Below are 25,766 nucleotides of genomic sequence, written 5' to 3' on the forward strand. Positions count from 1 at the left end.
TGGTCTTCTTCCTCTTCTTCGGAGTCCCCCTTGTTCCCCCGTCTCCCTCTCCTCATCCCATCTTCAACTATGACCTCTCTCACGCCCGAACAATATAAAGAAAAAATGCAGCGACGCAAGGAAATTCAGGAAAAGCGTCTAGCAGAGCGATCGCAAGAAAAAGGATTAATTATCGTTCATACTGGCAATGGAAAAGGCAAAACGACGGCGGCTTTGGGAATGGTAATGCGATCGCTCGGTCATGGATTTAAAGTTGCGATCGTACAATTTATTAAAGGTGCTTGGGAACCTGCAGAAAAAGCGATTTTGAGCCGTTGGGAAGGGCAACTCGAATTTTATGCGATGGGAGAAGGTTTTACCTGGGAAACGCAAGATCGCGATCGCGATATTCAGAAGGCAGAAGAAGCTTGGCAACAAGGGCTAGAATTTATCTGCAACCCAGATTATAAACTCGTTCTTTTGGATGAAATTAATGTAGCGCTCAAGCTAGGTTATCTCGATATTGGCAAGATTTTAGCTGGACTGGAGCAAAAACCCGAAGATTCTCACGTTATTTTGACAGGCAGAGGCGCACCGCCAGAATTGATAGAAAAAGCTGATTTAGTCACTGAAATGACTTTAATCAAACATCCTTTTAAAGAGCAGGGAGTCAAAGCGCAGCCAGGGATTGAGTTTTAAGATCGGACAAATTACAGATCTTGCAGCAGTTACATCAACTTCCGGAGAATAAATTAAGAAGCGTCTCCTATACTAAGTCTATTAAAACTCTTCGGCATCAACGCCTAGAACTCAAGTTCTAGGCGTTGATGCCAACTCGATTAAAATCGACTGAAATTCCTATCGAGTCTTCTTGAGAAGACTTTTTCGCTCGGACAGGAAATTAATGACAACAGTAGTTGTTGAGAATGGTACAAGATCTTAGTTTTAACTAAGATCTTACACTCTTCGCATTACTTGCCAGGAAATGAATTTCCTGGCTCACCTATAAAGTCCATTTCAATGGACTCAGACACTTATCCAGTCGTCTTTAGACGACTTTGAATATGAGGCAGCGATTGAAATCGCTGACTGACAAGTTGTCCCAAAAGTATGGAATGTACAAGGTACTCCGCCGTTTCACTCAACCAGCGATCGCGAAGCAAAATATCCTAGCATACCAACTCCCAACAGAGATTCTTCGTTACGTTCTCCTGCACCCGGAATGACAAAATGGACTTTTGGGATGTCTTCTAAGAATGGTGCAAAATCTTAGGTAAATTCGACATTTAATTCTGTTTGGGTTCATGTCTGGTGTTTCTATTATCATCCCTGCTTTAAATGAATCTGCTACATTAGGACGAACGCTACGCCATCTTAGCTTGCTCGATCCTCCCGCTAGAGAAATCATTGTAGTCGATGGCGGCAGTCAAGATAATACCCCAGAAATTGCTAAAGCAGCAGGGGTTACGGTTCTGATCTCGGATTGCAAAGGGCGATCGCTGCAAATGAATCGAGGCGCAGAAGTCGCTACAGGAGAGATTCTCTGCTTTCTTCATGCCGATACCCTAGTTCCTGACGATCTAGTTACGGTCATCGAAAAAACGCTAGCCGATCGCAGCGTTACCTGTGGCGGCTTTATCTCCTTGATGGCAGGGACGAATGCAACTCGCTGGGGAGTCACGCTACATAATTACTTGAAAACCTACGTTGGCGATCGCGTTGGCAAAACTTCTGTAAAGTACAATGTCAAGGTTTTTGGTACGAGGCAGCACGCTCAACCTGATGTCATCCTTTTTGAAACCAATATTACTTAAAATCGTTAGATTTGACCACGCATCTTGCCGTTTTCACGGCAAAATCTTGACGCTGGCGCGAGACTTTAGAGCGAGTTTCTTAAATCTGGGATAACCTTTCTTCTTGATAGCTGGATTTTTGCAATGGTCATAAAAATGCTTAATCGACTGCCATGCTCGTTCGGCAGATGCTTGACGAGCTTGAGAATTAAGCTTTTTAGCCCATTCGTAATTATGTTTCTTTTTAAAAAGTTACTTTGGATAGCCATAAAATTTCTAATTCGGCTCAAATTCCCTAAAGTGCCATACATTTCAACTGCTGACTTAGCTGCTTGGCTGAAGGAAGATAAAGCAGAGAAACCCTTGCTACTAGATGCTAGAACCCCTGAAGAATATGCTATCAGCCACCTTCAAGGAGCCGAATTAATTCCTGCTAACCTTGAGGACTTAAAACTCGATCCATCCAAGCCAATCGTTGTTTACTGCTCGATCGGGTACCGTTCTGCGGTTGCAGCAAGGCAGTTACAAGCGATGGGATATGAGAAAACCTTGAATTTGGAAGGCTCGATTTTTCAATGGGCAAACGAACAGCGTCCTGTCTATAAAGGAGAGCAAGTGAGCGATCGCGTTCATCCTTACAATCGGTTTTGGGGATATCTACTCGATCGCGATCGTAAATAAACCCCCGACGGTTTCAGTCGGGGGAAGACGGGGTTGGCTTTTGAAAACTTAACAGCTCAAAATCCTATTCAGCAAGCCATTCTAAAACAGCTTCTTCTTTTGTGTTGGTATTGCGAGAAGGGGTTTCGCGGTGGAACTTCATGTGGATCGATCGCGTTTGCTCTCCATCGGCTGCAACTGCCATGATGGGATAATCGATTAATCCATCCTGGAAGGACATTTGGAAGCGGAAGGTACCATCGGGATTGAGCGCGATCGGACGACCGCCAATCGTTACCGTCGCGTCTGGTTCGGTCGCTCCGTAGACGATTAATTCGGCGTCTGCAATCAACCAGAACTTGCGCGGACGAGCGGGAGCCGCCGAGGCAGAGAACATGCCAATGCCGGACATCATACCTACACCAGACATGGTTAGACCAGAAACGGTAGGTACTGCCCACATACCAACGCCAGATGGGAAGATATAGGAACTGATAACTTTCTGTGGAGGAACCGAGCCGGGAACGTGGGAACCGGGGACGTGCTGCATCGAACCGAACAGCGAACCAGCTACCCGCATGGCTTCGCCTTCTTGAGATACGCCATACATTTGCGCGTGCATGCTATTTCCGGCGGCGGCAGCTTTCTTGCTCGGAGGAACCAATTTATACATGGTCTTGCCTCTAAGATCTTCTTCCCAGTTGACGGTGATGAAGACATCTTCAACCCAATCAGAGGGATAGACGGGAGGCACGCGAACGGGTGCAGAACGGGCAAGCATCAACCAGCGACCATCGGCACAGCGATAGCCGATTTCAATAACATAATCGCGATCGCTGACTGGGATAGGCAAATACCACTCCCGCGCTAGTTCGTCGCACATATACTCTTGAACGCTATGCGGACTCTGGTATTCTATATCGATATCTGTTACGTCGTACAAGCGCAACGCCAGTTGCTGTCCTCCCATACGACGGAGCATTTCTTTGTGTTCGTTAGGTATATCCCAATAAGCATACGACCATTGGGGATCGCGAGGCATGAGTACTATCATGCTCTCACCATACCCGCCGGGCAGATCTCCTAGTCCTTCATCAACCGATGCTAATGGACCTCCGTTGCGATCGTCTTGACCTAAATCAAATTTTGATGCTTCCACTTTTTGTTCCTCCTGGACGCTAGATCGATCTTGAGCTGCTCTTTCTTGTTCTATTTTTTTGATGGCTGCCAGTAATTGCGCTTTGCGCATCCGGCTGTAACGAGAGATGTTGTATAGACTAGCTACCCTGCGGAGTTGTCGCAGGGTCATTTCTTCTAAGGGCGGGCGTTCTTGTGGTCCCATGAGATTCACTCTCCGATTTTTTGAACGGAAAATAGCTTTTGGCAGAGTCTGTCGTTAGGTTACTATTCGGGATCGCGGGGATCTGCTTGCTAATTTTATGTAACAAAAGTTTTTTATCTGTGGTCAAGGGGATAGTTTCCTCAATTTACCTCGTAGATATGAGTTTATAACAACTTTGGGATCGCTATGTTATGAAAACATAACATTATTGGGAAAAGCCAAAGATCGGGCTGATAAGAGCGATCGTTAATCCGATCGCATCAATCGCGAAAGCCATAGTCGTCGATTAGGCATTCAATCGTACCGATATCTTCTGGGATAACATTAAGCAATTGAAAGCCCGTTTTGTAGAGACTGGGATTGAAATCAGGTTGACTCCACAAGCTTTTTGCATCGAAGTCCCAAGTAGTTGTTCCGGCAATCTCTTCTGGAAGCATCATCTGAAACTGAAAAACGCGACCGACAGCGATAGGCGCTTCGCTGACGAGCATCATTCCCCCTTCGCTAATATCGATTAAATGACCGATTGGTTTGTCGGTGTGGCGATCGCGCACGCGCAAGTAATAAATTAAATGCCAGCGTTTTAATTTGCGTTTTTCTTGCATTTTTAACTTTTAGTCATGTCTAGCTAATTCTTTTTTATAAAGCTTTTACTGACTAAACAAAAATTTTTTTTGCAAAAATTATTCTGGCGATCGCTTTTGGGAGCGGATGCGATCGATTTCTGCTTGCAATTGTTCAATTTGTCGGCGCAGAGCGTCTACTTCCTCTTTATTTGGACTTTCTTTTGCTTTAACATCTATCGCACCTTCTGCTCCAACTCGTTGATAATTCCCATGACGAATTTGCTGATACTCGGTCGAATTAGCCCAATCTCGGAGATAATGCAGGCGTTCTACTGGAAAAGGATGGGTTAAAAATGCGCTGTTACCACCGTTATAGATTAAGAATTTATAGAGTTGATTTAAACTTTCTCGATCTAATTCTTGATAGCTATCTGCTTGACGAATAAATTCATCCAAACTGCATTCGTGACCGAACTTCTGGCTTCCTCCTGCCAATTTCATCATCGTTTGCATAATTGGTTTGAGATCGTCCATCACTAACATCGCCGCGCGATCGGCAGATAATTCTGCTTTTCGCCGCCATTCATAGAAAGCATAGATTAAACCCGTACTAATTAAATTTCCCAATCCAAAAGTCAATTCTCCCAATAAGGAAGCAGCGCCCATCGCCCAAATTGCCATCTGAATTAATAGCGTATGATCGCATTTAATATGTCCTAATTCATGAGCGATAACCGTCCGAATTTCGGCTTCATCGAGTAAGTCTAATAACTCTGTATTAATAACAATGTAAGGCTGTTCGTGTCCCAAAGCATAACTATTAACGAAAGGATTTTGATTAACATAAAGAATTGGTTCGGGATGAATATCTAAATCTCGCACGCATTCTCGAAATATGCCGTATAAAGTAGAATATTGGCGAGGACCGACTTTGATGTTATTCCCCATCAAATAAATTAGCTGAGGGCGTTCGTAGAAGTATTCTACAAAGCTTTTGGCAACGAGATCGAAGCCGGGAACGCTACGCAAGGTTTCTTCTGCTTGGCGATCGAGGGGATGTTTAAAGGCTTCGCTAGAAAGTCCGGGGTAAGTGGGCATGATAGAACAATTAACCTAACTAATTGTTATTCTATCAGCTCTTTATTTTTTAAGAATTTATAAAATATCTCGATCGAAATTAAATTGTTATAATAATGATATTTTTAATAAAAACTCATTTTATAAATACTTTTTAATTATGTGTCAGTTAAGAGTTTTAAGATGGCTTTCTAAAAATTTTCTAACAAACCAAATGGCTCGTCGTGCAGATCGTTATACATGAGATAAAAATATGCTCTAGCTATTTCCAAGCCATTATCTTCAATAGAAAATCTTATTCCTTTTGCGGCTATTTCTTGTTCTCGTATTTCCATAACTCGCGATCGAGATTAGAAAGTATAACTCGCGAAGCTTAATCTATCCGGTTTCGAGTAATATCGATGGTAATCTTGCCTTCAAAATCGGGAATGGGGGGGGCAACTTTGGACAACTGGATCCGGACTTGTTGCACTTTCTCTAGGTGTAGGATTTCTTGTGCGATCGCGGCAGCTAACTTTTCTACTAAAGCAAATTTTTGATTTTTGACAAGATCTTTAACGATCGCGATCGCGGCTCTATAATCGCAAGTATCCTCAATGCGATCGCTGCTGCCAGCCAAGGAGAGATCGAGCCAGAGAGTTAAATCGACCTCAAACCACTGTCCGAGAACTTGTTCTTCTGGCAGATAGCCAGTGTATCCGTAGCAGCGAATTCCAGTAATTTGAATCGAATCCATTGTTTTTAGCCCAGGTTAACAGGTTGTCTCAAAAGTATAGAATGTCATGTTGGGCAAAGCGATAGCGAAGCGAAATATCTTATAGCAGTTGTCAGTTAGATAAGAGACAAAATTTTTATGGATTTTTGGGATGTCCTCTAAGGGAAACCGAAAAACTTGTTATCGTTACTATCATAAAAGTTAAGCCGTCCGACTCCCAAATACAATCCTTCGGGTTTGTCTCCGACTGGAAAAGCCGTCACTCCGAAAAGATAAACGCCGCCAAAGTCGGGATTGCGCTTAGGTTTTAGTCCAACGGTAAAAGTCGTTCCGGGCAATATCGGCGGTTCGAAAACCAGAGAAATGGTATTGGTTTCTTCGTCCAAATTTGCCGTCTTGATAAAGAGATCGTCTCCTTTATTCGAACGGGTTCCCGCAAACGCAAACGTTTCGTCTACATTAAAGTTAATCGTGTCTCCGCCTTGGCGTTGTTGAATAGCAAGCTTTCCTAGCGGTTCGCCAAGATTTTCGGGTAGCGCGATGGTGAAATAATATTTAGCTCCCCATGCTCTGACGCTATTAAAAGTCGTCGCGGCATCGAGTAAGCGAGGAGAACTTTCAAAGGCAGTTCTACCGCCTTCGAGTTCGATCGCTCTTGCTGAAGGCAATGAAACAATTAAAATACTGGCAAGACTTAAAGTTATTTTTGATATAAAGTTTTGCATTGGATAAACCGCAATCTTTCAATTTTTATATCAAATTCGGTTGAACAAACACGGTAACCAGTAGTACTAGCATTTCGCTCGCGACTCCTGTTGGTCGCACTACATATTATGGTCAATTAAACGGATTTGATATTATCCTAAAAAAACGATCGTCGTTCGCCATTCTCCGCTCCCGATTAGATTTATTTTTACGGGCAAAAATTAAGTTTGTAGCGATTTAGAAGGCAGAAGGCAAAAGAGTTATCCTTTGTCTTCTCCTTGTCTTTAAACCGGATTAGTTTATATCAGCGCAGCTGCTTTCCGGGCAGCCGCCGCCTCGTCGGGGTGAATTCCCAAGCGCGTCAAATTCAGGCGACCTTTACTATCGATTTCCCGAACTTTAACGACAACTTCATCACCAACGGCTACTTCGTCTTCAACTCTGCCGACGCGACCTTCAGCCAGCTGAGAGATATGAATCATCCCTTCTTTTCCGGGTAAGACTTCCACAAAAGCCCCAATTTGAATGATGCGCGTAACGCGACCCACGTATACTTCGCCTTCATTGAGTTTGCGAGTCATGTTATAGATCAGCTTTCTTGCCTTCTCTGCTTTTTCGGCTTCGACAGCAGCGATAGTTACGGTACCGTCATCCTCAATATCAATTTTGGCTCCAGTTTGCTCGGTAATTCCCTTAATTGTTTTACCTCCCGGTCCGATGACCAAACCAATTGTATCGGGATCGATCTTGAGGGTCAGCAGACGCGGCGCGTAGGGAGAAAGTTCGGAACGCGGACGATCGATAGTAGCAAGCATTTTTTCGAGGATATGCAGTCGCGCGGGTTTGGCTTGTTGAATCGCTTTGGCAACGATATCCATCGTCAGCCCTGTAATTTTCATATCCATCTGCAAGGCGGTAATGCCAGTATCCGTCCCGGCGACTTTAAAGTCCATATCGCCCAGGAAGTCTTCGATTCCCTGGATATCTGTGAGAATGCGAACTTCATCCCCTTCTTTAATTAAGCCCATCGCCGCACCACTGACTGGCTTGTGAATGGGAACTCCCGCATCCATTAACGCCAGGGTGGAACCGCAGACAGAACCCATAGAAGTAGAACCGTTGGACGAGAGGACTTCCGAAACGACCCGAACTACATAGGGAAACTCTTCTTGGGATGGCAACACTGGGAGCATCGCCCGTTCCGCCAACGCGCCGTGACCGATTTCCCGTCGTCCGGGGGAACGCAGAGGACGAGTTTCCCCCACTGAGTAGGGTGGAAAGTTATAGTGATGGAGGTAGCGCTTTTGATCTTCAGGATGCAAGTCGTCGGCGAGGTCTTGAGCGTCTCCTGACGTTCCTAGCGTGGCGATGGATAAAACCTGGGTCAGTCCGCGCTGGAAGAGACCGCTGCCGTGAACCCGTGGGGCTAACACGCCGACGCGACAAGAAATGGGTCGTACTTCGTCGAGTTTGCGACCGTCAACCCGCACGCCTTCTTCGAGGATCTGAGCGCGCATCAACTTCTTGGTCAGGTCTTTGAAGAGGTTGGGAATAGCTTTGGGGTCTTCCGTCGCAGCCACCTTGAGGGGATCGTCGTCGGGCAACTGAGCGATCGCATTACTGACTGCCACCTCCTCAATTTCCTCTAGAGCTTCGTCGCGAGCCTTTTTATCCAAATCGTATTGGGAAAGGACTTTTTTGATAGCATCGCTAGCGCGTTCTCGAATGAATGTTTGCAGCGTCTCGTTGACGGGAGGCGCTTCTGGGGTGACTAATTCAATGCCCAACTCTTGCATCAATTCTTGTTGCGCTTTAATTAAATCCCGGACGGCTTCGTAACCGAAATCGATCGCTTCGATAATATCCTGTTCCGGTAGTTGATTGGCTCCCGCTTCTACCATGACCACCCCGTCGGGACTGCCAGCAACGACTAAATCGAGATCCCCTGCCTCAATTTCTTTATAGGTGGGGTTGATAATAAAATCATCGCCGACCAAACCGACTCGCACGGCTGCCATGGGACCGTAGAAGGGGATTTTCGCTAGGATCGTAGCAACAGAAGCTCCGGTTACTGCCAACACATCTGGCGGAACTTCCTCGTCCATTGATAAAGTCGTAGCGATAATCTGGAGGTCGTCGCGCAGCCAACTCGGAAATAGAGGACGTAAGGGGCGATCGATCAGGCGGCTAATCAGAATTGCCTTCTCCGGCGGACGACCTTCGCGTCGCAAAAAACCGCCAGGAATTCGTCCGGCGGCATAAAGTCTCTCTTCGTAATCTACCGTCAGAGGTAAAAAATCAACACCTTCTCGACCGGGGGTTCTCGTTGCCGTCACTAAAACTATTGTTTCTCCTGACTGAATTAGAACGGCTCCTCCTGCCTGTGGGGCTAATAATCCTATCTTCAGTCGTATATCCCGCCCATCAAAGGATATCGACTTATCAAACTCCTGCATGTAGCGTCTTGTCCTTTTCTATCTCTTTTCTCTTTCTGAGGCAATCCTAACATTTTCAGTTATCAGTTATCAGGAATTAGTTATTAGTTTTTTATCAATCGGGTGAGTTTTTTTCTGACTGGGGTGGGATTGACAATTTATACTACTCATCTTCTTCCTCAATTGTCAGGACTTCAGGCTGACATTGCTGGATTTCGATGGTAATGCCATCTGCACCTTCTCCCATCAAATCTTCTACATACCCACCCTGGTTGAGTTTGGCTTCCTGGGGGCTGTCGAATGGACCAAAATAGTAGGTGCAGCGAGGTTTTGCCGTCCGAATTACCACCCACCAAGGCAGATTTTTCCGTTTATTTTTAAAAAAAGGCAACCAAGAAAAAAGCTTCATGCGCTCTAAGGCTTCAAGAGAGTTCAACCGGATTTGTCTTGACACGCTAGCAATCGTAGCAGTATTAGCCAACGTTTTTTTTGGATGATACCAAAATTTTAAGAAACCCTATAACTAGCAAGCATTATCGAGAGCTTAGCCGAAAAAACTGTTCAGCTCCTAAAAAATATGGCAAATTGGTGGAATAGCTAAGTTCTCTAAACTCTTACAAGTATTATTAATTATTCTTTTAGTCATAGAGAAGAAGAATGCTTAGACGCTCTTTCGTCTCGATTTCGGCATTAATTAGCCTAATTTTACTGGAATCGAGTTTTACTCCTACCTTAGCCAAACCAGTCAGAGATCCGGACGAAACCGTCGGCTGCGAAATCTTGATAGTCGGCGGAGGATTGGCAGGCGTGGCAACTGCCTATGAATCTCTCATGGCGGGACGCACCGTTTGCATGACGGAGATTACCGACTGGATTGGCGGACAAGTCTCCGCTCAGGGAACGTCTGCCCTCGACGAAGCCGACAAACAGCGATCGCTCTCATACTACCCCAATGGATATCAAGAACTGCGCAGCAACATTCAGCGCTATTATGGGAGAGCAAATCCCGGCGACTGTTGGGTGAGCGATACTTGTTTTATTCCGGCAGACGGTTATCGCTTGCTCGCGATGAAGCTAGAAAAGGCGGCTAAAGCGGGCAGGGGAACGCTGAAATGGTTTCCTTCGACTGTCATCAAAGAGCTAGAGATGAGCGAAGATGGCAAGATTATCGAGGGCGCGATCGCCATTCAACACAAAAGCGCCACGAATGCACCGCTCAATAGCGAACCTCTTTCCAAAACGATTGAAGATACCTACCGCTACGAGGACTCCCCTCGCCTGATCAAAAAAATTATTCGCTTTGAGGCGTTAAACGAACGAGAATCCGAAGGTGCCGATTGGTATGTCGTCGAAGCCACAGAAACCGGCGAAATTGTTGCTCTAGCCGACGTTCCCTACCGTCTCGGACTCGATCCCCGTTCCTACCTCAATCCCTCTTCTCCCACCGAAAGTGGCGATCCCTACTGCACCCAAGGATTTACCTATACGTTCGCGATGGAGCAAACTGCTACCCCGCAACCGCAGCAAATGCCTTCTTTTTATCGCCAGTACGAACCTTACTATGGCTACGATTCAGATCGCGACAAAGCGCTTTTTGAATACGTTTTTACTTACCGACGCATTTGGAGTCCCCAGAAAGGAAAACCCATGCGCATCGACGGACTTTGGATCGACCGACCCAATCCAGGGGATATTTCCATGCAAAACTGGATTTGGGGAAATGACTATCGTCCGGGCACTGCCAAAGATAATTTAATCTACACGCGCGAACAACTCAAAGCAACGGGACAATTAGCGGCTGGTGGTTGGATGGGCGGCCTGCGAACGGATGCTTTACGCAAGGCAGAAGAACTGTCGCTGGGGTTTTACTACTGGCTGGTGGCGGGAAGAACCGATTCTCAGTTGGGGTATGGAGTCAAGCAACCCCATCCCAATCATCGCTTGCTCTCAGGATTAAATTCTCCAATGGGAACCGCCCACGGATTGTCTAAATATCCTTATATTCGCGAGGCGCGGCGAATTATCGGGCGACCTTCGGTCGGCTATGAAGAAGGATTTAGTATCAATGAAATCGATATTTCTGCTAAAGACTACTGGGGTTCCGAATACCGCAATAACTTACCGGCGAGTATGTATCGCAATCTTTGGAAAGCTATCACCCATCTGGAGTCGCTTACCCACCCGACGCGATCGCCCTATCAGTTTACCAAGCGGACGCGATCGACAGTTTATCCCGATGCGCTGGGGGTGGCTCACTACGCGATCGATTTTCACCCCTGCATGACCTTTTCTCCCCCAGAAGCCCCAGGAAACAGAGAACGAGAGGGAGTTCGTCAGGCTCACGGTCGCTCCTATCCAGCCCAAATCCCCCTCAGAGCAATGATTCCCCAGAAAATTGACAATTTGCTCGTAGCCGGAAAAAGTATTGCTGCCAGCAATATTGCCGCAGCCGCCTACCGAGTCCATTCTTTTGAATGGTCTGTAGGAGCAGCCGCAGGAACGACGGCAGCCTTTGCGCTAGAAAAGGGTATCTATCCCTATCAGCTCGTCGATGAATTACCCGGAATCGAACCTCAATTACAAGAACTCCGCCGTCGTTTGCAGGGCAATGGCAATCCCACCGAATTTCCCACGACTCCCCTCCCCTCTCAGGACTGGCAAGAGTCGAAGCGATAGGCAGAAGGCAGAACTCGGAAGTCGGAAGTAGGGGCGGGTTTATCTAGAAATTCTAGGGAATTACCAATAGCTAATCTATAAAAACCCGCCTGTACAGAAGGCAGAAGGCAAAATCAACTTCTGCAAGAAATCTAATATATGCAATTTAGATGTGGAACAGCTTAGTAATTTGTGGGGCACAGAGATGATATGCTCGATTTTGTTTGCCCATTTACTCTAAATTGCCCGAACTATGACTATTAATCGCCGCAATTTTCTATTTCTGTTAGGCGCAACTACAGGGACAGCCGCTTTAGGGCTGTACCCCAAAACTAGCTTTGCTCAATCTCAGGGAAGTGAGGAAAAACCTTTTAAGGCGATCCCGCTTCCCTATGCTTATGATGCTCTCGAACCTTATATCGATGCGGAAACCATGCGGTTTCACCACGATAAGCATTATGCTACTTACACGAAAAACTTTAATGCAGCCATTAGTAAATATCCTCAATTAGCCAATCAAAGCGCAGAAGAAATAATCAGCGATCTCGATCGCTTGCCCCAAGACATTCGCACGACCGTTCGCAACAATGGCGGCGGGTATGTCAATCACACCATGTTTTGGGAGATCATGAGTCCCAAGGGCGGGGATCGACCAACTGGAGAACTCGCCAGAGCGATCGATAAGACTTTTGGAAGTTTTGATAAGTTTAAAACCGCTTTTAACGATACTGGCAGCAAGCAATTCGGTAGCGGTTGGGCTTGGCTGGTTCTCGATCGCAATAAGCAACTTAAGATAATGGGTACGCCCAATCAAGATAGCCCTTTGATGATGGGAATGTATCCCGTTATGGGTAATGATGTTTGGGAACATGCTTACTATCTCAAATATAGAAACGAGCGAGGAAAATATTTGGATGCTTGGTGGAATGTCGTCAATTGGGATGAGGTAAATAAGCGTTACCAGCAAGCAATGGCATCATAATCGATCGCTAATTTTTGTAGTAATCTTTCAGGTTAGCTAGTGGCTCATGAGGAGTGAGTCTGTTGCGGGTTCCCCGCGCCTTGACTCAACTGACGTGGGGAATCTTCAGTTGGAGCAAGAGGTAGTAAGGTCAAATTCGTTTATCAGTCATAATTAGGTAGTGCGATCGTCCCGCTCGCAAGCAAGATATAATACTATTTTTCATTCATTAATGACACAGATAGTCGATCGCCCTCACCCCCAACCNCCTCTCCCTATTTGGGAGGGGGGAGAAGAATGTCGATCGCAAAAACCTGAAAATTGGTATAAGGTACTCCGCGTCCGCTACGCGATCGCACTACTGAGTATTGTTGTTATTCAACCAGATTTGATATAGATGGAGTGCGATCGCATTATTGGCAAGCTTCGCTAAAATTGTCTGGCTTATACTTTTAAGCGCAGGTATTCGACTTTAATACAAGCATCCATAATTATATTAAGTCCTGCCCCGATCGCTTTTCGTGCCGCGGCTGCATCGCTAACTCCCAATTGTGCCCAAACGGTTTTTGCTCTAATGGCGATCGCTTCATCAACGATCTCGCTCAAATGTTCCGAACGGCGGAAAACACTGACGATATCCACAGATTCGGGAATTTCTTTTAGGGTTGGATAGCTTGGTTGTCCTTCAATTTCTGCCATGGCTGGATTGACGGGATAAACTCGATAGCCAACCGATCGCAAAAATTGAGCTATTTGATAGCTAGTGCGGTGGGGTTTGTCGGAATGACCGACGACAGCAATGACTTTGGCATTGGTTAATATGTCGCGGATAGTGCTGTCATTAGAGTTGGAGCGAACAGTAGTCATAAGGGTATCGGGCTAAAGAGAAAAGCTCTTGGGAGTCTGGCCGTGTTTCGACCCCAAGAGCTTTACCTTTCGTTCTTACTCCTCACACACAAGTCTATTATGGTCGATTTTCTTATCTTTAGATCGATGTGAGTGACAATTTTAAAAGCGTCACTCAAACAGGATCGGGTACGGACAAGTTAAAGATTCTTTTGATATTCTTCTAGCAGGTCAATCAAATTGACTTGACACTGCATCGGTAAAAGCTCTTCTAATGGAACTTCCAATCTGCCGCTACCTAATTTGACGGGAATGCTGCGGAGGATTTTTACCACCGCATCTTCGCTGACTGACTTATCTTCCAGGAGAGGATAAACTTTTTCGGCAACGACGGTATGGAGATGAGCATCAGACAGATAGAGGTGCCACTTGGCGACATCGATATAGATATTTTCGCCAATTTCAGCAGCAAGAGCTTCAATTGCTTGAGTCGTCTTAGAGTTAGCCATTGGTTTTAGATTCGACAGAATAATCTGCGATCGCTGCAATGTAAATTAGATGCAATAATAAAACGATTGCCCAGATGCCTGTAAACCAAACTATCCAAGACCAGGTGGCGTGTTTGACATTGTGGACGAACCACAAGCCAGAATTACAAGCCAGAAAAATTGCTACGTGAACGGCAAAGTTCATGCGGTCGTCTAAGCGCCGATAGGCAGGATCTGTGCGATCGGGTTTACGAGGCCAGCGAGGGGGCATAGGTCGATGGAGTGAGAATAAATTTGTTATAAGTTCTCCTTCTTTAATTGTAAACGAAGCTAATGAATTGAAACTCCGCTTATTAGCTAGTCGTGGCAGAAGCTCTGTGCCATAACGAAGTTTGGTGGCACGACGGCACTCAACATGTCGGATCGATAAAAAACCACGGTTTTCACCGTGGGCGAATCGTTTAGCTTAAAGCCTCAAAATAATCCCGAACTTGGTTTCGGCGTTTTGGCTGCCGTAACTTTTGCAGGGCTTTGGCTTCAATTTGCCGCACTCGTTCGCGAGAGAGATCGAGGGCGCGACCGATATCTGCTAGAGAATAGCTCGTGCCATCTTGGAAACCATAGCGCATTTGAATAACTTCTCTCTCCCGCGTCGTCAGGTCGGCGAGAAGATGTTGTAAGTCTTTGCGCAAGGATTCGCTAACTAAATTATCTTCAGGAGAAGAATCTTCGGTTTCGAGTAAATCGACCAGTTCGGTGTCTTTGTCCTTGCCAACTTTGACCTCTAGAGAAACCGAACGAGGCACGCGCATCAACATGTCTCGAACTTGACCCGATGTCATCTCTAGTTGCTTGGCAATTTCTTCTGCCGTAGCAGGACGACCTTTTTCTTGAGTGATTTGACGCTGAACTTTTTTGATTTTGTTGAGTTTTTCTGTAATATGGACGGGAAGGCGAATGATGCGACTTTGGGTTGCGATCGCTCTAGTAATTCCTTGGCGGATCCACCAATAGGCGTAGGTGCTGAACCGATAGCCTTTGGTAGGATCGAATTTTTCTACTGCTCGCTCTAGTCCCAGCGTTCCTTCTTGAATCAGATCGAGCAATTCTAAGCCGCGATTTTGATATTTCTTGGCTACAGAAACCACTAGCCGCAGGTTAGCTTCGATCATGTGTTCTTTGGCCCGGATTCCGGCTTTCTGAATCCTGTCAAGCTCTTGAACGTCCATGCCAGCGATTTCTGCCCAGTGACGCTTTCCTTCTATCAGCGCTTGTTTTAGTTCAAAAACATTCATCTTGACAGCCGCCGCCCAGCGTTCCAGAGACGGGCGAAGGCCCAATTGAGATACCAGGCGATCGTGGGTATCGACAATTTCAACAAAACGCGCGATCGCCGCATTGCCATTTTTAGCTGCTTTAGTTCGCAGGTTGATTAACTGGACGTAACGTTGAACCTGTTGTGCTTTAGCAACTTCTTCTTCTTTTCCCAGTAGAGGGACTCTACCAATATCTTGAAGGTATAATCGGACTAAATCGGTTGTAGTCCGACTGCGACTTTTTTCAACCCCGTTCGTGTCATCTAGTTCGAGTTCGCTCAGCTCGTCTGCCGTTTCATTTCCCCGCCAACGTTCGGCAGATAAATTTGAATAGTCTTCCGTATCAATGTAAGAAAAAATAGCTGACATAGTGGTTTCTCAACAACGAAGGTAGTCACAATAGAAAGCTTCCGAATCACCGGACTACTTATAGAATTCCCAAGTTCGGGTCTGAGATAAACACTGCCGAGAATTTTTTAAGGTTTCGGTTAGGGTTATTGAGATTTGGCTGAATTTACATCAACTCGGCGGCAGCAATCGATCCGGAAGCCATAACTAAAATATGGGCTAGGTCAAACTACATCGTCGTTGAGAACTATTCCAGAAAGATGCTTAATTATTTTTTGTCGCTGGTCACTACCCTCGGATAGCGTGCCATCAATTCTTTCACTTGTTCTGCGTGGTAGGAACTACGAGTCAGAGGAGAGGAGACGACTTGTAGGAAGCCAATCGACTCGCCATACTCCTTCCAAGCATCAAACTGGGCAGGAGTAATAAATTCTCGAACACCTAAGTGTTTTTGAGAGGGTTGGAGATATTGTCCGATGGTGAGAATATCGCAATCGACGGCGCGTAAATCTCGCATGACTTGTGTGACTTCAGCGTCAGTTTCTCCGAGTCCCACCATAATTCCAGATTTGGTATAAATCCAGGGAGCCAATTCGCGGGTGCGTTTGAGCAGTTCGAGCGATCGCTCGTATTTGCCTTGGGGACGTACCTGCCGATACAAGCGGGGAATGGTTTCGGTATTGTGGTTGAGAACTTCTGGCTTAGCTTGCAAAATGAGTGCTAACGCTTCCCAATTGCCGCATAAATCGGGAATTAAAACTTCAATCGTCGTCTGTGGGGAAAGGTTGCGAACCTCCTCAATACAGCGCACGAACTGAGTGGCACCGCCGTCGGGTAAGTCGTCCCGGTTGACAGAGGTAATGACTACGTGATTGAGTTTTAAACGCCGTACCGCCTCAGCCAATCGCAGGGGTTCGGTAGGATCGAGGGGTTTGGGTTTTTTCTCAAAATCGATATCGCAATAAGGACAAGCGCGAGTGCAGGCGGGCCCCATGATTAAAAAAGTCGCCGTCCCGGCGTTAAAGCATTCTCCGATATTTGGGCAAGACGCTTCTTCGCAGACGGTATTGAGTGCTAAATCCCGCAGAATTTCTTTGACGCTGCCGACACGTTGCCATTGAGGGGCTTTTACTCTCAGCCATTCGGGTTTGACGGTCACGCCCAGCTTGCTCCTTTTAGCGATCGGTTATCAGTTATCAGTGTAACAGTTACTCGATTTTGGATTTTGGTTCGTGATAGGATTAAAAAAGCGGGATGTAGCGCAGCTTGGTAGCGCACTTCGTTCGGGACGAAGGGGCCGCTGGTTCGAATCCAGTCATCCCGATTTGTATGAGTTAAAAAAATCTTGCTCGATTGGGTACTAATATTGCCCAGACAGACATAAACTTTAGTTGAAAGGTATGATAGGCAGTCGCGAGGTTGTTTTGTGAAAAGAGTTTTAGCAATTATTCTCGGAGGTGGCGCGGGGACTCGCCTTTATCCGCTGACTAAACTACGGGCAAAACCAGCAGTCCCACTGGCAGGCAAATATCGCCTGATCGACATCCCCGTTAGTAACTGTATCAATTCCGAAATTGTCAAAATCTACGTTTTAACTCAATTCAATTCGGCTTCTCTCAATCGTCACCTGAGCCGTACTTATTCTTTCTCCGGTTTCAGTGAAGGATTTGTGGAAGTTTTAGCGGCTCAACAAACGGCGGAAAATCCTCGCTGGTTTCAGGGAACTGCCGACGCAGTGCGTCAGTATATCTGGCTCATGAAAGAGTGGGATGTAGACGAGTACCTGATCTTGTCGGGCGATCATCTCTATCGCATGGATTATAGCCTGTTTATCCAACGGCATCGGGAGACGAATGCCGATATTACTCTCTCCGTCGTCCCAATCGGGGAAAAAACAGCATCTAGCTTTGGTTTGATGAAAATTGACGATAGCGGCAGGGTGATTGATTTTTGTGAAAAACCCAAAGGCGAAGCACTCAAACAGATGCGGGTAGATACTACCGTTCTGGGATTGTCTTCGCAACAGGCAAAGGAAAATCCTTATATTGCCTCAATGGGCATTTACGTTTTCAAGAAAGACGTTCTAGAAAAGCTCCTAGAAGCTAACCCAGATTATACAGATTTCGGAAAGGAAATCATTCCAGCGTCAGCCAAAGACTATAACATTCAGGCTTACCTATTTAAGGGCTATTGGGAAGACATAGGAACCATCGAAGCGTTTTATGAGGCAAATTTAGCACTGACTCAGCAACCTCAACCGACTTTTAGCTTCTATGATGAAAAGGCTCCTATTTACACTCGCGCCCGTTATTTACCCCCGTCTAAGATGCTCGATTGTACCATCACCGAATCGATGATTAGTGAAGGTTGCATTCTTAAGGAATGCCGGATTCATCATTCTGTTCTGGGCATTCGCACCCGCGTAGAGAAAGACTGCGTTATCGAAGATAGCTTACTGATGGGGTGTGATTTCTACGAACCGTTTGCCGAGAGGCAATCTAACCTCGAAAATGGTAAGGTATCTGTGGGGATCGGCGCTGGAACGACAATTCGCCGCGCGATCGTGGATAAAAATGCCCGCATCGGTCACAAGGTTCAAATTGTCAATAAAGACAGAGTAGAAGAAGCCGAGCGCGAAAAGGAAGGTTTTTACATCCGTAACGGAATTGTAGTCGTGCTGAAAAATGCGACGATTCCTGATGGAACCGTAATTTAGCAAGTCAGGGACAAGGAAATTTTTTCTTTGTCCCGCTTTTTTAAATTATGAAAAATCCTGCCCCTATTAATGATCTGAAGAAGATGACAATTTTTCTTTGAAACTTTGTATCGTTAACTGAATAGCCAAAAGAATCAAACCCAAAGCAACAAAACCAAAAATAAACGTTCCCAAAGAAGCAACTCCCACTACCAAAGTTCGAACAGCCGCCGAAATTCTAATTACAAGTTGACTCGTAGAAGTAATCGGTTTAGTCGCAAAAGTATGAGCGATAGAATAAGTAAGAAAATACATCGCGATTGCCAACGATCCAGAAAGACCTGAACCCAACAAACACCGTAAAGGAGTCACTTTTTGCTCGTTAGCTTCAACTGATAAATCGTTTTTTTGTTCTGGAGTCGAATGAGTCATAATTCTCTGCGCCTTTGCGCCTGGAGCGTGAGTTTTTGATTTACTTACTAAAAGAAGTTACCTCAATTCCTGCACTTGACAACTGCGCGACCCAAAATTCTAAATCTGGATCGGGAATAGTTTCTCTGACCTTTACTCTAACAATCTCTGCCCGATCGCTCGACTCGCACAGCGCAAATACAGTTGGTCCCGAACCCGACATCATCGTTCCCAGACATCCTACCTCTTGGAAAGCTTCGCGCAATTGTGCTACTTGAGGAAATGCAGGTAAAACAACTTTTTCTAGATCGTTGTATAGTAGTTTCCCTATACTAGCGCCATCTTTATGGGCGATCGCACTGACTAGCGAACCCGAATGCACCTGGGCGGTGCGAGATTTCACGCCTTCAGAGTCCGAGATATAGGAACTGCCAAATTTCTGCTTATAGGTTTTATATGCCCATGCGGTCGATATAGACAAACTGCGGTATTTTGCCAAGACCACCCAGAGATTATCTAAATCGACGATTGGATCTAATTGTTCTCCTCTTCCTGTTGCGATCGCAGTTCCTCCAGATATGCAAAAAGGTACGTCCGATCCCAATTTTGCCCCTAGAGTTTGCAATTCGGGTACGGTAAGTCCGAGTTCCCACATGAGATTGATTCCTACCAAAACTGCAGCCCCATTGGTAGAACCACCTGCTAAACCTGCCGCTACGGGAATTTTTTTGTCGATAAAAATATCTACTCCACCATAATTGGCTGCAATTTTCGGAAATTCCCCTCGCATTACCTCCACCGCGCGATAGGCAAGATTGCTGGCATCTAAAGGAACTTGCGGATTATTGCAATGGAGACGGATTTGTTCGGTTCCGTTAGGACGTAGTTCGATTTTATCCACTAAGTCAATGCTTTGGAGAATCATCACCAGTTCGTGATATCCATCGGGGCGATCTCCAAGAATTTCTAGATGCAAGTTAATTTTGGCTGGGGCAATTAAGGTATACGAATGCATTGGTACGATGATTGACAGGATTAACGGAATAACTTTATCAATTGGATAAACAATTACTGAGATTTATCCATTCCTCTAAGCTTAACTCTTCGGCGCGACTTTGAGGATTAATATTTAATTGTGTAAAAACTCGATTCAAGCGATCGCTTTCAATCATCGATTTCAAATTATTCCGCAGCATTTTTCTTTTATTGGCAAAGCCCACCCTAACTAAAGTTTGTAAATATTGAGGATTTTTAGCTGGATTCTCATTGACTTTAGGTTGCAATCGAATCACGGTAGAATCGACTTTAGGGGGCGGATAAAAATCTCTAGCGGGAACGTCACAAATCAGTTCGCAGTTGGCTAAATATTGAACTTGTACGGATAGGGCACCATAAGCTTTTGTACCCGGTTTAGCTGTCAATCTTTCTGCAACTTCTTTTTGTAGTAATAAAACGATTAGTTCATAATTTTTTGTAGTAGGATTTGCAATGGTTCCTAAAAGTTTTTCTAGAATTGGTCCCGTGATATTATAGGGGATATTAGCGACAACTTTATTCGGGTTTTGAAACCTAGGAAAATCAACAAGAGAAGACTCTATGTCTAGAGATAGAATATCTCCTTGTAAAAGTAAAAAGTTTTCTACTTTACCCAAACTTTTTACTAACTTTTTGCATAGATCTCTGTCTATCTCTACAGCCACAACCGATTGGACTTTCGGTAGGAGGCGGCGAGTGAGAATTCCCGTTCCAGGACCAATTTCTAGAATGCGATCGTTTTTTTTTAATCGTGCGGCTTCTATAATATTCTTGAGTGCCGTTTCGCTACGCAACCAGTGCTGGGCAAATCGTTTTCGAGGTCGAGCAGTTAGTTCTATGTTAGAGGACATCCCATCATTTTACTGACTCACAGCGTTTAAGTAAACTGTTAGCTTTGATGAGTTTGGCTTTATGTTGGGCTATTAAAACCGGAGATTGGTTATCGTCTCATCGTCTTCTCAAGGTTAAGAAACATGGACGACAGCAAGCTAGCGTTTTTCGTTATGGCTTTGATTATCTTCGCTCTATTTTCACTGATTTGGATTTGAAATCCGACGACTTTCTCTACTCTTTGCAATTTTTGTCCTGTACTTAGTGAAAATCTTTTAAATCTAATTGCCTTCTTAGAATTAAGAGTAATGATAAAAGCGATCGAGCGTGCTACTTGGTGGATCTTAATAACCGGGATATTATTCCCCTGCTTGGTTTTAGCTACCGAACCAATCATAAACGAACCGTACGCCCTTAAAAAAACTTTCAAGTCTCAGTTTTTAGAGAAAAATTCTAAATTCATTAGATATCATATTAGGATTAGATTACCCCAGAAAAAATTGCCATCTGTTAGAGAAATTAATTTAGAAAACATTGAATACATTTCTTCGGCGACCGAACCTCCCCATCCGACAATTCAAGCAGCAATTAGACAGGCGATTGGCAACCCTTCTGAAAGAATTCGTTATTATTATAATTTAGTCGATCTCAACAGAGATCGTCGCTCAGAGGTAATTGTTTATGCAGTTGGTTCGTCAATCTGTGGTAGTGGAGGCTGTACCTTATATGTTTTAGAATCTCGTGGAGTAACTTATTCTTTAATTGCCAAAATTCCAACGACAACCAATCCAATTATTATCTCAGATGAAAAAACAAATGGATGGAACGATTTAATTATTTTGACCGAGGGAGGTAGTCTGCCTCCAAATTATTGGCGAATTCGCTTTGATGGAAATATCTATGTGGATAATCGTCATACAGCCGAATCAGAGATCCCCGATCGCACTACAATTACAGGCAAAGCTGTTATCGCCAATACAATCGATCCAAAAACGGGAATTGTATTAGAAAATCATTAATATTTAATCCAAAATCTCAAATAAAATGGCTTCATTTTTATTCATCACTGACTTAGACAATACCTTAGTAGGCGACGACATTGCCCTGCAAACCCTCAATCAAAAACTCAGCCAACATCGCCAGGAATATAGTACAAAAATCGTGTATGCGACTGGGCGATCGCTTTATCTTTATCAACAAATTGCCAAAGAGAAATCCCTCTTGCCTCCAGATGCATTAATTACCTCTGTCGGGACTGAAATTTACTTGAACCCCAATGAGAGAAAATTTGACTGGGAGTGGGCAGAAATATTATCTCAAGGATGGGATCGAGACGAAATTTGCGCGATCGCGAGTCATTTTAGCGACTTAGTACCTCAACCGCGATCGGAACAAAATGCCTTCAAAGTCAGTTACTATATTACCGAACAAGCTGCTGCTGAAGTACTCCCCAGATTAGAATCAACCTTGTCGCAGCATGGTTTACAAACCAAATTAATCTACAGTGCCAGTCAGGATCTCGATATTTTACCCAGTAGAGGAGACAAAGGACTTGCCGTACAATTTCTGCGACAAAAACTAGAAATTGATGCGCAACAAACCGTCGTCTGTGGCGATTCTGGCAACGATATCGCCCTATTTCGAGGAGAAGAACGAGGCATTATCGTCGGTAATGCCAAACCAGAATTGCGGCAATGGTATCAAGAAAACCAAACCGATTATCGATATTTTGCCCAAGCTTACTATGCCAACGGCATTCTAGAAGGTCTACAATACTTTAACTTTCTCTAATCCTTCTTCCTCTGCGTCTCTGCGCGACGGCACTCTATATGCGCCCGCAGGTGGCGCATATAGAGTGCCTCCTCTGGGTGAGATAAAACATGATTAACTACCTCAAAGGCAAGACAATTGAAATTCTCAAAAACACCAACAATCGCATCATTCTCATTCTAGAAGTCAATCAAATTGGTTACGAAATCCAAATCCCTTCTCGCCTCGCCCGCAAATTATCTGCCGATAATTCAGAACTCATTCAAATTTTTACGCACCTACAAATCCAGGAAGATCGACAGATTCTTTATGGTTTTTCTTCAGCAGCAGAACGAGATTTATTTCGGCAATTAATTAGCGTCAGTGGCATTGGTACGCAACTCGCGATCGCGCTAATCGATACTCTAGGATTAGAAGAATTAGTTCAAGCAATTGTTACGGGAAATACCAAAACTTTAGCCAAAACTCCTGGCGTAGGCGCAAAAACTGCCGAACGAATTGCCCTAGAACTCAAAACCAAATTAGCCCAATGGCGACAAGTAGTCGGCGCAACCGTCTCTAGTGCATCTGCCATTCCTCGTGCTGAAATTCTCGAAGATGTCGAGATGACCTTATTAGCTTTGGGCTATACCAACGAGGAAATTAACCAAGCATTATCTGCTTTGAGTAAAGACAATCAAATGTTGAAAAATCCTCATGTAGAAGAATGGATTAGAAGCGCGATCGCTATTTTGAGTACCGATAAGTAGGGCATGGTATTATCATGCTCCCTGGTTGAGTGACAAAACTCAGATCGCCCTCACCCTAACCCCCCTCCTGTTCCGGGAGAGGGGCTTTCAACTTAAAACTTTTGCCTGAGTCCCTAAACTTTTGCCTGAGTCCCTTTGCCTCTTGTGGGAGAAGGGATTTAGGGATGAGGGAACAAAGATTTGTTAGTCAACCAGTCCATGCCCCTCCTGGTTAACGATCGCCTAAATACGCTTCCAGTGCCTCGGCGACGATTTGATTCATCGGTTTTTCTTGCTTGATCGAAGCTTCTTTAAGACGGGCAAACAATTCGTCGCGGACGCTGACTCGATTCTGATTTTTGCGAATTCTGCGAGACTTACTTAACTTTGCATAACTCCCTAATTCGTAGGAGGCAGAAAATTCCCGCAATGCCTCAAAACCGACGCGATGACAAAACTCGCCAAAACTTTCTTTCGATCGCTTATTTTGTTTGAAGTAAACAAAAATTGGCTCAAAAAAGCCTTCCAAATTAGAAATATGCAATTTATCTTCATAAGCTTGCGCCAATCTAGTTTGATCGGGCGTTCCGCCCAGCCACACTTGATAGACATCGGGGGCTATACCGACAAACCCTAATTCTGCCATGTAAGGTCTAGCGCAGCCATTGGGACATCCCGTCATGCGGATGACAAAGTGTTCCTTAGCTAGTCCCAGTTTATCGAGCAATGCGCGAATGCGATCGATTGCCCCAGGAAGCGCCCGTTCTGATTCCGCGATCGCGAGTCCGCAGGTAGGCAGCGCGGGACAAGCCATAGAATAGCGTACCAAAGGATCGATTTCTTTGGGATCGGTGATAATGCCGTGCTGGTGTAGAGTGTCTTCAATCGCCGATTTCTGCGATGGTTCGATTTCGTAGAGAATGACGTTATGGTTGGGAGTTAGACGAATCGGCAGGTTAAATTGCTCGACAATTTTGCGCAGGGCGGTTTTTAATTGGAAGCTACCTTCATCTTTAATGCGACCATTTTCGACGGAAATCCCCAGAAATAGCTTGCCATCTCCCTGTTCGTGCCAGCCTAGGTAATCTTGATATTTCCAGTTTGGTAGAGGTTTGAAGGGAGCTAATTTTTTCCCAAAATATTCCTCTACCTTGGCGCGGAATTTCTCTACGCCCCAATCGTGCAGGAGATATTTCATTCTGGCATGACGACGATTGGCGCGATCGCCATAATCCCTCTGCGTGGCAACAATTGCTTTCATCAAGTCGTAGACATCTTCCTTGTCTACGTATCCGATGGGATCTGCCATGCGAGGAAATGTCTCTTCTTTATTGTGAGTGCGACCTAACCCTCCGCCTGCTAGGACATTAAAGCCTTCGAGTTCTCCTTTTCTATTCGTAATAACAACCAAACAAACGTCATTGGTGTAGAGATCGACTGAATTATCCCCAGGTACTGTAACGCAACATTTGAACTTACGGGGCATATAGCGATCGCCATAAATCGGTTCTTCCTTATCGGGGAAAATCGTACCGTTGACATTACGCCCTCTTGCTGCCTTGACTTCTGGGGCTTCTTCGGCACTGATGACCTTTTCTCCATCAAGCCAAATTTCGTAATAAGCGCCCGTCTGGGGAGCTAATAAATCGGCGACATTATTAGCATATTCCCAAGCATACTGATATTCTGGGCGGTTTTTGTAGGGGGCGGGCGGTGCCATAACGTTGCGATTGAGGTCGCCACAAGCGCCTAAAGTCGATCCCATATTGCGCACGATCGCGGATAGGGCTGCCTTAAGATTTTTCTTGAGAATGCCGTGAAGCTGAAATCCCTGACGAGTCGTAACTCGTAGCGTATGGTTGCCGTATTCGTCCGCGAGGCGATCTAGGGTAAGATATAGCCGTGCTGGAATAAAGCCTCCCGGACTTCTGGTGCGCAGCATGAATTGATAGTCTTTTTCCTGCCCTTTAACCCGGTTATCGCGATTATCTTGTTGATAGGAGCCATGAAACTTGAGAATTTGAACGGCATCTTCGCCAAAGTGAGTCGTATCTTCTAGCAGTTGAGTCGCCAAAGGTTCGCGTAAAAAATTACTGCGCTCTTTAATTCCTTCTACCTTAGAAAGTTTTTGCGTTGACGAAACTGGAGTATTAACCATTGGAATAAATACTGAATTATAGCTATTAGCGGATCGAGATTTTAGCCACTGCTTCTATCTTAACCGTTAGCGATCGCCATCAAGTCTTTAAAAATTGTGACATAAATCTATCTTTTATATCTACGACGGAGACGGAAATAATCCCAGTACTAATCGATGATTGATCGGGCACGCGATTCTTGCGTATAAAGAAGACTATTTTCTATATCGCGGCGATGAAATTTAAATCGGTCAAAATCCAAAAATTTAGAG

The 25,766-nt window shown here is 45.0% G+C and carries 27 protein-coding genes, 1 tRNA gene and 2 pseudogenes; 12 read left to right on the forward strand and 18 right to left on the reverse strand.

Annotated elements, in window-relative coordinates; all coding sequences use genetic code 11:
- Nucleotides 1-69 precede the first annotated feature (69 nt).
- The 3 genes from cobO to NIES593_RS12320 all read left to right on the forward strand — a co-directional run bounded on the left by cobO (nucleotide 70) and on the right by NIES593_RS12320 (nucleotide 1,793).
- On the forward strand, nucleotides 70-678 hold the full coding sequence (cobO, locus tag NIES593_RS12315) for a cob(I)yrinic acid a,c-diamide adenosyltransferase (protein WP_073599863.1): 609 nt from the start codon (nucleotides 70-72) through the stop codon (nucleotides 676-678).
- Nucleotides 679-1,043: 365 nt separating this feature from the next.
- Nucleotides 1,044-1,205 carry a hypothetical protein gene (locus NIES593_RS24150; RefSeq protein WP_175561116.1) on the forward strand — a complete coding sequence of 54 codons (162 nt, stop codon included), beginning with the start codon at nucleotides 1,044-1,046 and terminating at the stop codon, nucleotides 1,203-1,205.
- A 78-nt stretch (nucleotides 1,206-1,283) separates the two neighbouring features.
- Complete coding sequence (locus tag NIES593_RS12320; protein WP_245817464.1) at nucleotides 1,284-1,793, forward strand: glycosyltransferase; 510 nt, start codon at nucleotides 1,284-1,286, stop codon at nucleotides 1,791-1,793.
- 75 nt (nucleotides 1,794-1,868) lie between these two features.
- On the opposite strand, the pseudogene NIES593_RS25570 reads toward NIES593_RS12320, so the two are convergent.
- Nucleotides 1,869-2,003, reverse strand: a pseudogene (locus NIES593_RS25570) (RNA-guided endonuclease TnpB family protein); the annotation flags it as partial.
- A gap of 69 nt (nucleotides 2,004-2,072) precedes the next feature.
- Between NIES593_RS25570 and NIES593_RS12325 the strand changes: the two are divergent.
- Nucleotides 2,073-2,453 (forward strand): rhodanese-like domain-containing protein, encoded by a 381-nt coding sequence (locus tag NIES593_RS12325; protein WP_245817466.1) that lies wholly within the window; start codon nucleotides 2,073-2,075, stop codon nucleotides 2,451-2,453.
- A gap of 64 nt (nucleotides 2,454-2,517) precedes the next feature.
- On the opposite strand, the gene NIES593_RS12330 is transcribed toward NIES593_RS12325, so the two are convergent.
- From NIES593_RS12330 to NIES593_RS12360, 8 genes are all read right to left on the reverse strand, one after another.
- On the reverse strand, nucleotides 2,518-3,774 hold the full coding sequence (locus NIES593_RS12330; protein ID WP_073599865.1) for a DUF4912 domain-containing protein: 1,257 nt from the start codon (nucleotides 3,772-3,774) through the stop codon (nucleotides 2,518-2,520).
- A 260-nt stretch (nucleotides 3,775-4,034) separates the two neighbouring features.
- Nucleotides 4,035-4,379, reverse strand: a complete 345-nt coding sequence (locus tag NIES593_RS12335; RefSeq protein WP_073599866.1) for a PilZ domain-containing protein — start codon at nucleotides 4,377-4,379, stop codon at nucleotides 4,035-4,037.
- Nucleotides 4,380-4,457: 78 nt separating this feature from the next.
- Nucleotides 4,458-5,438, reverse strand: coding sequence for a M48 family metalloprotease (locus tag NIES593_RS12340; RefSeq protein ID WP_073599867.1), 981 nt, complete (start codon nucleotides 5,436-5,438; stop codon nucleotides 4,458-4,460).
- A 170-nt stretch (nucleotides 5,439-5,608) separates the two neighbouring features.
- Nucleotides 5,609-5,752, reverse strand: coding sequence for a hypothetical protein (locus NIES593_RS24155; protein ID WP_175561117.1), 144 nt, complete (start codon nucleotides 5,750-5,752; stop codon nucleotides 5,609-5,611).
- Nucleotides 5,753-5,790: 38 nt separating this feature from the next.
- Nucleotides 5,791-6,153, reverse strand: coding sequence for a dihydroneopterin aldolase (folB, locus tag NIES593_RS12345; RefSeq protein ID WP_073599868.1), 363 nt, complete (start codon nucleotides 6,151-6,153; stop codon nucleotides 5,791-5,793).
- A 137-nt stretch (nucleotides 6,154-6,290) separates the two neighbouring features.
- The gene (locus NIES593_RS12350; RefSeq protein WP_073599869.1) at nucleotides 6,291-6,857 is read right to left on the reverse strand and encodes a DUF2808 domain-containing protein; all 567 of its coding nucleotides are present in this window, start codon (nucleotides 6,855-6,857) and stop codon (nucleotides 6,291-6,293) included.
- 279 nt (nucleotides 6,858-7,136) lie between these two features.
- Nucleotides 7,137-9,293, reverse strand: a complete 2,157-nt coding sequence (locus NIES593_RS12355) for a polyribonucleotide nucleotidyltransferase (protein WP_073599870.1) — start codon at nucleotides 9,291-9,293, stop codon at nucleotides 7,137-7,139.
- A gap of 142 nt (nucleotides 9,294-9,435) precedes the next feature.
- The gene (locus NIES593_RS12360) at nucleotides 9,436-9,753 is read right to left on the reverse strand and encodes a DUF1816 domain-containing protein (protein WP_073599871.1); all 318 of its coding nucleotides are present in this window, start codon (nucleotides 9,751-9,753) and stop codon (nucleotides 9,436-9,438) included.
- A 176-nt stretch (nucleotides 9,754-9,929) separates the two neighbouring features.
- On the opposite strand from NIES593_RS12360, the gene NIES593_RS12365 reads away from it, so the two are divergent.
- Together NIES593_RS12365 and NIES593_RS12370 are read left to right on the forward strand one after the other, a co-directional pair.
- Entirely contained in the window at nucleotides 9,930-11,948 is a 2,019-nt protein-coding gene (locus tag NIES593_RS12365; protein WP_073599872.1) for an FAD-dependent oxidoreductase, read from the forward strand.
- Nucleotides 11,949-12,180: 232 nt separating this feature from the next.
- A complete protein-coding gene (locus tag NIES593_RS12370; RefSeq protein ID WP_073599873.1) occupies nucleotides 12,181-12,909 on the forward strand; it encodes a superoxide dismutase in 729 nt (242 codons plus the stop codon).
- A gap of 423 nt (nucleotides 12,910-13,332) precedes the next feature.
- Here NIES593_RS12370 and NIES593_RS12375 read toward each other — a convergent pair whose 3' ends face one another.
- From NIES593_RS12375 to lipA, 5 genes are all read right to left on the reverse strand, one after another.
- Nucleotides 13,333-13,755 (reverse strand): CoA-binding protein, encoded by a 423-nt coding sequence (locus NIES593_RS12375; RefSeq protein WP_073599874.1) that lies wholly within the window; start codon nucleotides 13,753-13,755, stop codon nucleotides 13,333-13,335.
- 179 nt (nucleotides 13,756-13,934) lie between these two features.
- Nucleotides 13,935-14,243: a DUF3181 family protein gene (locus NIES593_RS12380; protein ID WP_015144773.1), complete on the reverse strand. Its 309-nt coding sequence runs from the start codon at nucleotides 14,241-14,243 to the stop codon at nucleotides 13,935-13,937.
- A complete protein-coding gene (locus NIES593_RS12385) occupies nucleotides 14,236-14,493 on the reverse strand; it encodes a 2TM domain-containing protein (RefSeq protein WP_073599875.1) in 258 nt (85 codons plus the stop codon). Before NIES593_RS12385 ends, NIES593_RS12380 begins: the two co-directional genes overlap by 8 nt.
- Nucleotides 14,494-14,683: 190 nt before the next feature.
- Complete coding sequence (gene sigC / locus NIES593_RS12390) at nucleotides 14,684-15,907, reverse strand: RNA polymerase sigma factor SigC (protein WP_073599876.1); 1,224 nt, start codon at nucleotides 15,905-15,907, stop codon at nucleotides 14,684-14,686.
- 247 nt (nucleotides 15,908-16,154) lie between these two features.
- Nucleotides 16,155-17,045 carry a lipoyl synthase gene (gene lipA / locus NIES593_RS12395; RefSeq protein WP_073599877.1) on the reverse strand — a complete coding sequence of 297 codons (891 nt, stop codon included), beginning with the start codon at nucleotides 17,043-17,045 and terminating at the stop codon, nucleotides 16,155-16,157.
- 91 nt (nucleotides 17,046-17,136) lie between these two features.
- On the opposite strand from lipA, the gene NIES593_RS12400 reads away from it, so the two are divergent.
- Nucleotides 17,137-17,210, forward strand: a tRNA-Pro gene (locus tag NIES593_RS12400).
- A 102-nt stretch (nucleotides 17,211-17,312) separates the two neighbouring features.
- The gene (locus NIES593_RS12405; RefSeq protein ID WP_073599878.1) at nucleotides 17,313-18,602 is read left to right on the forward strand and encodes a glucose-1-phosphate adenylyltransferase; all 1,290 of its coding nucleotides are present in this window, start codon (nucleotides 17,313-17,315) and stop codon (nucleotides 18,600-18,602) included.
- A gap of 66 nt (nucleotides 18,603-18,668) precedes the next feature.
- On the opposite strand, the gene NIES593_RS12410 is transcribed toward NIES593_RS12405, so the two are convergent.
- The 3 genes from NIES593_RS12410 to rsmA are packed head-to-tail and all read right to left on the reverse strand — an operon-like array spanning nucleotide 18,669 to nucleotide 20,878.
- Nucleotides 18,669-19,013 carry a DUF3082 domain-containing protein gene (locus NIES593_RS12410; RefSeq protein WP_073599879.1) on the reverse strand — a complete coding sequence of 115 codons (345 nt, stop codon included), beginning with the start codon at nucleotides 19,011-19,013 and terminating at the stop codon, nucleotides 18,669-18,671.
- Nucleotides 19,014-19,053: 40 nt separating this feature from the next.
- Nucleotides 19,054-20,007, reverse strand: a complete 954-nt coding sequence (gene ispE, locus NIES593_RS12415) for a 4-(cytidine 5'-diphospho)-2-C-methyl-D-erythritol kinase (RefSeq protein ID WP_073599880.1) — start codon at nucleotides 20,005-20,007, stop codon at nucleotides 19,054-19,056.
- Between the two features lie 37 nt (nucleotides 20,008-20,044).
- On the reverse strand, nucleotides 20,045-20,878 hold the full coding sequence (rsmA, locus tag NIES593_RS12420) for a 16S rRNA (adenine(1518)-N(6)/adenine(1519)-N(6))-dimethyltransferase RsmA (RefSeq protein WP_073599881.1): 834 nt from the start codon (nucleotides 20,876-20,878) through the stop codon (nucleotides 20,045-20,047).
- Here rsmA and NIES593_RS25785 point away from each other — a divergent pair.
- The 4 genes and pseudogenes from NIES593_RS25785 to ruvA form a co-directional block, all read left to right on the forward strand.
- Nucleotides 20,878-21,123: pseudogene (locus NIES593_RS25785) on the forward strand (IS4 family transposase); the annotation flags it as partial. The gene rsmA and the pseudogene NIES593_RS25785 sit on opposite strands and share 1 nt — an antisense overlap.
- 235 nt (nucleotides 21,124-21,358) lie before the next feature.
- A complete protein-coding gene (locus NIES593_RS12430) occupies nucleotides 21,359-21,877 on the forward strand; it encodes a hypothetical protein (RefSeq protein ID WP_139253692.1) in 519 nt (172 codons plus the stop codon).
- A 25-nt stretch (nucleotides 21,878-21,902) separates the two neighbouring features.
- On the forward strand, nucleotides 21,903-22,649 hold the full coding sequence (locus NIES593_RS12435; protein ID WP_073599884.1) for a sucrose-phosphate phosphatase: 747 nt from the start codon (nucleotides 21,903-21,905) through the stop codon (nucleotides 22,647-22,649).
- 89 nt (nucleotides 22,650-22,738) lie between these two features.
- On the forward strand, nucleotides 22,739-23,377 hold the full coding sequence (gene ruvA / locus NIES593_RS12440; protein WP_073599885.1) for a Holliday junction branch migration protein RuvA: 639 nt from the start codon (nucleotides 22,739-22,741) through the stop codon (nucleotides 23,375-23,377).
- 211 nt (nucleotides 23,378-23,588) lie between these two features.
- Here the strand turns inward: ruvA and sir are convergent, their stop codons facing one another.
- Complete coding sequence (gene sir, locus NIES593_RS12445) at nucleotides 23,589-25,514, reverse strand: sulfite reductase, ferredoxin dependent (RefSeq protein WP_073599886.1); 1,926 nt, start codon at nucleotides 25,512-25,514, stop codon at nucleotides 23,589-23,591.
- Nucleotides 25,515-25,766 lie beyond the last annotated feature (252 nt).

Origin of the sequence: Hydrococcus rivularis NIES-593 (assembly GCF_001904635.1) — a bacterium.
In the GTDB taxonomy this organism is placed as follows: Bacteria; Cyanobacteriota; Cyanobacteriia; order Cyanobacteriales; family Microcystaceae; genus Hydrococcus; species Hydrococcus rivularis.